The sequence below is a fragment of the Haladaptatus sp. genome, assembly GCF_049589095.1.
GTDB lineage: Archaea > Halobacteriota > Halobacteria > Halobacteriales > Haladaptataceae > Haladaptatus.
Map to the genome: position 1 here is coordinate 1 of NZ_JBAWAC010000331.1, position 5949 is coordinate 5949.

Here is a 5949-nt window from a genome sequence, read left to right on the forward strand (position 1 = left end):
GTATCACGACGAGAACGGTAACTCGCTCGTCGAACACTGGCAAGTCGAGGGCATGGATCACGCGTGGTCCGGTGGAGTCGCTGACGGGGAGTTCACCGCACCCAGCGGGCCGGACGCCAGTCGAATCATCTGGGAGTTCGTCTCCGGATTTACGAGGGGTCGATGACCATGCGGATGAAACGACGCACGCTCCTGAAGTCCGTCGGCGCGACGGTCGGTGCGAGCACGCTGATCGCGGGGGCGAGCAGCGCGGCAGCGGGCGCGTACACCTCGGAAACGTACAACAGCCGAACCTACAAGAAGTACGTTCCGACGGGGGCGGACGGGTCGCCGATCCCGCTCGTCGTCATGCTTCACGGCTGTACCCAGAGTCCCGACCAGTTCAAGAACGAGACGAAGATGAACGACGTCGCCGAGAGCGAGACGTTCATCGCCATCTATCCCGACCAGACGACGAGCGCGAACGCCAACGAGTGTTGGAACTGGTTCGAGGACTCGAACACGACGCGAGGCAACGGCGAGGCTGCGCTCATCGCCGGGATGGCACAGGACGTGATGGCGACGAACACGGTTGACGAAGACCGGGTCTTCCTCGCCGGATTCTCCGCCGGGGCGGGAATGGTGCCGAACCTGCTCGCCGCCTATCCCGACCTGTACGCCGCGGGGGCGGTTCACTCGGGGCTGGAGTACGGCGCGGCCGATGGCGTGACCGACGCGACGATGGCCATGACGCAGGGCGGCCCGGACCCGCAGACGCAGGGGACGGCGGCGTATCAGGCGATGCAGTCGAACGGCGTCACCGACACGATTCCGACCATCGTCTTCCACGGCACGAGCGACTACACCGTTTACCCGAAGAACGGGAATCAGGCCGCCGAGCAGGCCACCCAGACCAACGACCTCGCATCGGACGGAGCCGACGACGACGATATCGACTACACCGCCGACGCGACGCGAGACGGACAGGCCAGTAGCCTGAGCTACACCGTCTCCGAGTACCACGACGGGAACGGCGACACCATCGTCGAGAAGTGGATGATCGACAGCATGGGACACGCGTGGTCCGGCGGCGCGCAGGGTGGTTCCTACACCGCCCCCGGCGGACCGGACGCGAGCCAAATCATCTGGAACTTCTTCGCGGACCACCCGCGCGATGGGTCGGGCGGTGGCGGTGGCGGCGATGGTGGAGACGGCGGCAGCGACAACTCCGCACCCACCGCGACCGTCAGCGCCAGTCCGAGTTCGCCGGACGTCGACGAAACCGTCACCTTCGACGCCAGCGGGTCCAGCGATTCGGATGGCTCTATTGCGAGCTACGACTGGGACTTCGGCGACGGGTCAAGCGCAACCGGCGCGACCGTCACCCACAGTTACGGGTCGTCGGGGCAGTACACGGCCAGCGTCACCGTCACCGACGACGGCGGCGCGACGGCAACCGACTCTGTGACGCTCTCGGTCGGGTCCGGTTTCTCGGGGTACTGCGGCACGGCTTACAACTACGAACACGCGGACGCGGGGCGTGCCTATCAGGACACCTCGACCGGTGCCTACTACGCCGTCGGCTCCGACGACTACCTCGGCTTCCCGGCCTACACGAGCACGCTGAAGGAAACCTCAGAAGGCTACTACGAAGCCGTCAGTTCGTGCTGAGCCGTTTCCGAAATCGAAGCCACCCCATTATTTCATCTCTCGGCCGAAGCCGCCCCGTCATTCGGTCTCTCGGATCACGAACGTGGGTTCGTCGATGGCTTCGCTCTTACATTCGGGACACCGGGAGGGGCGGTTTGCAGGGTTGTCGAACCGGTCGAAGCCACAGTCCCGGCATTCGGGCGGGGCGACGAGCAGTTGCTCGTCGTTCGATTCGACGGAGCGAGCGATGTGTTCGACGTGGCGAACTGCCGCGCCCGCCGTGATTTCGAACTCCCCTGCGAGGGTACTCGGCGAGGCCGGTTCGGTTCGGAGAAACGCCGCGATTTGCTCGCGCGTCGTCTCGTCGTCGCGCATACCAGCCGTTGGTCACGCTGGTTCAAATTACTACCGCGATGAAACTGACAACATAAACTGTTTTCCCGCCCGGGTGCATGAGATAATTTGCGATGGGGGAGCACACGGTCGGAGGAGACTCATTCGAGATGAGAACGACGAGGAGCCATACGGTCCTGTTCGTCGAGCACGAAACCGACATCGCACGGCGACTCGATCGGGACCACGAGAACCTGACGGTTCACTCCGTCTCGTCCGCAGCGGACTGTCTCTCCCGTCTCGACAGCGACGCCATCGACTGCGTCGTCAGTAACCACCTCTTGCCCGATTCGACAGGAGTCGAGCTCCTCGATTCGATACGCGACGACCATCCGAACCTCCCGTTCGTCCTACTGACCGACAACGGAAACGAGCGAATCGCCAGCGAGGCGATCAGTCTCGGAGTGAGCGATTACGTTCCACTGAGCGCGCTCGATGGGACGGAGGAGTTACGGCAACGGATCGTTGACGCGATTTACGATCGGATCGGCGGCCACAGCGATACCCACATCAAGACGCTCATGAGCGCGTTCCCGGACGTCGCCTTTCTTCTGGACGAGACGGGAAAATACTGCGAACTGCTCGTCGGCCCTAACTCGGAGGCCCTCGCCGCGACAGCGCCGCCGGACCTCGTCGGCCGACGGTTACACGACGTCTTTTCGGACGACATCGCGGACAGTTTTTTACGCCACATCCATCGGACGCTGGAGAGCGGGCAGGTCGAAACGATGGAATATCCGCTCGCCGTGGAAAGCGGACAACGATGGTTCGAGGCGCGCTCGACGCCGCTTGGCCAACAGATCGGCGGCCGGGACGTCGTCGTCTGGGTTGCTCGTGATATCACCGAGCGACGGCAACGCGAGCAAACGCTGGCCCATCAGCACGAGGAACTGGAGACGCTGAACCGAATCCACTGGGTGATACAGGAGGTCATCCGCGACCTCGTGCACGCGGCGACCCGCGACGACATCGAACAGATGGTATGTGAACGCTTGGTCGAATCCGGGCTGTACGAACTCGCGTGGACGGACGAGAGCGAGGTCAGCCGCGGGGGTGTGACGCCCCGAACCCGCGCCGGTGGAATCGAGGGCTATCTCGACATACTCGTCGACTACGGCGACAGGCTCGGCAACGACCCCGCGAGCGAGGCGATGCGTAGCGACGAACTGCAGGTGATTCAGGACGTCCGGGAGACGGACATGCTTCCCGAAGAGATACGCGGGGAAGCGCTTGACCGCGATATCGAATCGGGGATTTCGATTCCCATCTCGTACGGCAACACGATGTACGGGTCGCTGTCGCTCGTCTCGACGCGGAGCGGCGTGCTCGGCGACCGAGCACAGGCCGCCCTCGAAATCCTCGGGGACACCATCGGCTTCGCCATCAACGCCGCGAAGAACAAGCAGATCCTGCTGTCGGACAGCACCGTCGAACTCGAATTCCACGTGACCGGCTCCCGCGACGCGGTCATGGCTGCCTCCCGTCATCTCAACTGTACGTGTCACCTCATGGGATTGGTCCCGGCCTCCGACGGGGAGCTGCTGCACTACGTTCGTGCCGAGGATGCGCCCGCGGACCGTCTCGAAACCATGCTCTCCGAGGACGAACACGTCGGCGAGTGCCGACTCATCGACACGGACGACGACGGACTAGTCATCGAGGTTCGGATGACCGAATCGACGGTCAAGCGGTTGGTCGAGGCCGGTGCCGCCGTCCAATCCGCGACCGCAAACGGTGGCGAAGTCTCCATCGTCGCCGAAATTCCGCACGAGACGGACGTTCGCAAGGTCGTCGATACGTTTCAGGCGGCGTATCCGATGGCGGAACTGGTCGGCAAACGAACCATCGACCGCCCGATTCAAACCGCACAGGAGTTCCGCCGCTCGCTGACCGACCGTCTGACCGACAGACAGGAGACGGCGCTCCGAACCGCGTACTTCGCGGGGTACTACGATTGGCCGCGCGGAAGCACCGCCGAAGAGGTCGCTGGCGCGCTCGATATCGCCTCCGCCACGCTCCACTACCATCTTCGGAAGGCACAACACCAACTGCTCGCCTCGCTGTTCGACGAACGGAACACCGACGAGCCGTGACGAGGACTCCGTTCACGACGGGGACGACCCTATTGTATCCAACGGCTGAGGTATGAAAAAGGACTTAGGGGGTCGGAGTGACGGTCAAACCATGAAAGCCGTCGTCCTCGCCGGTGGATATGCGACACGTCTGTGGCCGATTACGAAACAGCGACCGAAGATGTTTCTGCCGATCGGTGAAACAACGGTCATCGACCGCATCTTCGCCGATCTCGAAGCCGACGAGCGTGTCGACACCGTCTACGTGAGCACGAACGAACGATTCGCCGACGACTTCCGCGAGCATCTCGCGGAGAGCGAATTCGAAAAACCACAGCTGAGCGTCGAAGACACGTCCGAGGAGGACGAGAAGTTCGGCGTCGTCGGCGCTCTCGCCCAACTCGTCGAGCGCGAGGAGGTGGACGACGACCTCGTCGTCATCGCCGGAGACAACCTCATCAGCTTCGACGTCGGCGACTTCGTGAACTTCTTCGAGAACAAGGGAGAGTCCTGCCTCGCCGCCTACGACGTTGGCAGCAAGGAACTCGCGAAGGCCTACGGGTTGGTCGAACTCGACGGCGACCGCGTCGTGGACTTTCAGGAGAAACCCGAAGACCCACACTCCACACTGGTCTCGATCGCTTGCTATGCCTTCACCGCCGAAACCCTCCCGCTTCTCGAACAGTACCTCACCGACGGGAACAACCCCGACGAACCCGGGTGGTTCCTCCAATGGTTGCAGTCGCGCAACCCCGTTTACGCCTACGTCTTCGAGGAAGCGTGGTTCGACATCGGAACCCCGGAAAGCTACCTCGAAGCTGTCGCGTGGTTCCTCGACGGGGAGTCCTATGTCGCCGACAGCGCCACCCTCGACAACGCCGACATCGGCCACAACGTCCACGTGATGGACGGCGCGGAACTGACCGATGCCAACCTCGAAAACGCCATCATCTTCCCCGATGCCACGATTCAGGGCTGTGACGTGCGTGACACCATCATAGACGAAGGCACCTACGTCGAAAACATGGACCTGGCTGGCGCACTCATCGGTGCACACACCCAGATCACGAATCAACGGGACGAGTAAACGCACTTTTTTTACGCTCGGGTGTCCTCGCGCCTCCGGCGCTGCGGGCACCACTCGCGCAAAAAACCTGCACTAAAAAACGCCGCTCACTTCGTTCGCGGAACAGTTGCTTACCGCGACTCCGCCCCGCAACCGCCCTCCGCAACGACTGCAAAAACCCATAACCGCCAACCGCACCGCAAACCGCGATTACTCACTCAACTCTGCGTCCGTAATCCGCAACCGTCCGCGGTCCCCGTCCCATTCGGTTTCGTACTCCAGTTCGATGGGGCGGTCCATGTGCGGTGCGTCCGTCACGAGCGTCTCGAATTCCCCGCCCTCGCCGAGAATGTGGACGCCGTACTCCTCGTTGAGTTCCTCCAACTCGTCCAGCGCGTCGGCGTCGAGCGTTCGGCCGAGCCACGATTCGTCCAAGCCGTAGGCCGCGACTTGAACGATTTTGATCTCGAAACCGGCGTCAAGCATGGCGTCCGCGAGTTCGCGCGGGTCCTGCTGCCAGAGGGGTGCGAACAGGTCGATACCGAGGTCGTCACAGAGGTCCTGAATCCGGTGGGTCTGGAACTCGCTTTCGACTGCACCTGCCGTTACACCCGCGAGGTCAATGTCGAGATCGCGGAGCGCGACTTCCATGACTTTTGTCTCCTTGTCGCCCTGCTTGCCCGCGTCTTCGACCGATTCGGCGTCGAAATCGCCTTCGACGTTCACGAGTGGGATGCCGATGCTCTCGGCGGCGAGTGCCGTGAGTTCCGTCGCCGGAACGTGATACAT

Annotated in this window: 5 protein-coding genes; 3 read left to right on the plus strand and 2 right to left on the minus strand. The window is 62.7% G+C overall.

Annotated elements, in window-relative coordinates:
• Positions 1-174: 174 nt before the first annotated feature.
• Positions 175-1650, plus strand: coding sequence for a PHB depolymerase family esterase (locus WBV42_RS10600; RefSeq protein ID WP_423985994.1), 1476 nt, complete (start codon positions 175-177; stop codon positions 1648-1650).
• 57 nt (positions 1651-1707) lie between these two features.
• Here the strand turns inward: WBV42_RS10600 and WBV42_RS10605 are convergent, their stop codons facing one another.
• Positions 1708-2004 carry a transcriptional regulator gene (locus WBV42_RS10605; RefSeq protein WP_066143163.1) on the minus strand — a complete coding sequence of 99 codons (297 nt, stop codon included), beginning with the start codon at positions 2002-2004 and terminating at the stop codon, positions 1708-1710.
• Positions 2005-2132: 128 nt separating this feature from the next.
• Between WBV42_RS10605 and WBV42_RS10610 the strand changes: the two genes are divergently transcribed.
• Both WBV42_RS10610 and WBV42_RS10615 read left to right on the plus strand, forming a co-directional pair.
• Positions 2133-4115: a bacterio-opsin activator domain-containing protein gene (locus tag WBV42_RS10610; RefSeq protein WP_423985995.1), complete on the plus strand. Its 1983-nt coding sequence runs from the start codon at positions 2133-2135 to the stop codon at positions 4113-4115.
• A 91-nt stretch (positions 4116-4206) separates the two neighbouring features.
• A complete protein-coding gene (locus WBV42_RS10615; RefSeq protein WP_423985996.1) occupies positions 4207-5181 on the plus strand; it encodes a sugar phosphate nucleotidyltransferase in 975 nt (324 codons plus the stop codon).
• Between the two features lie 189 nt (positions 5182-5370).
• Here the strand turns inward: WBV42_RS10615 and WBV42_RS10620 are convergent.
• Positions 5371-5949: diphthine--ammonia ligase (locus tag WBV42_RS10620; RefSeq protein WP_423985997.1), on the minus strand; the 579-nt coding region annotated here is incomplete at its 5' end.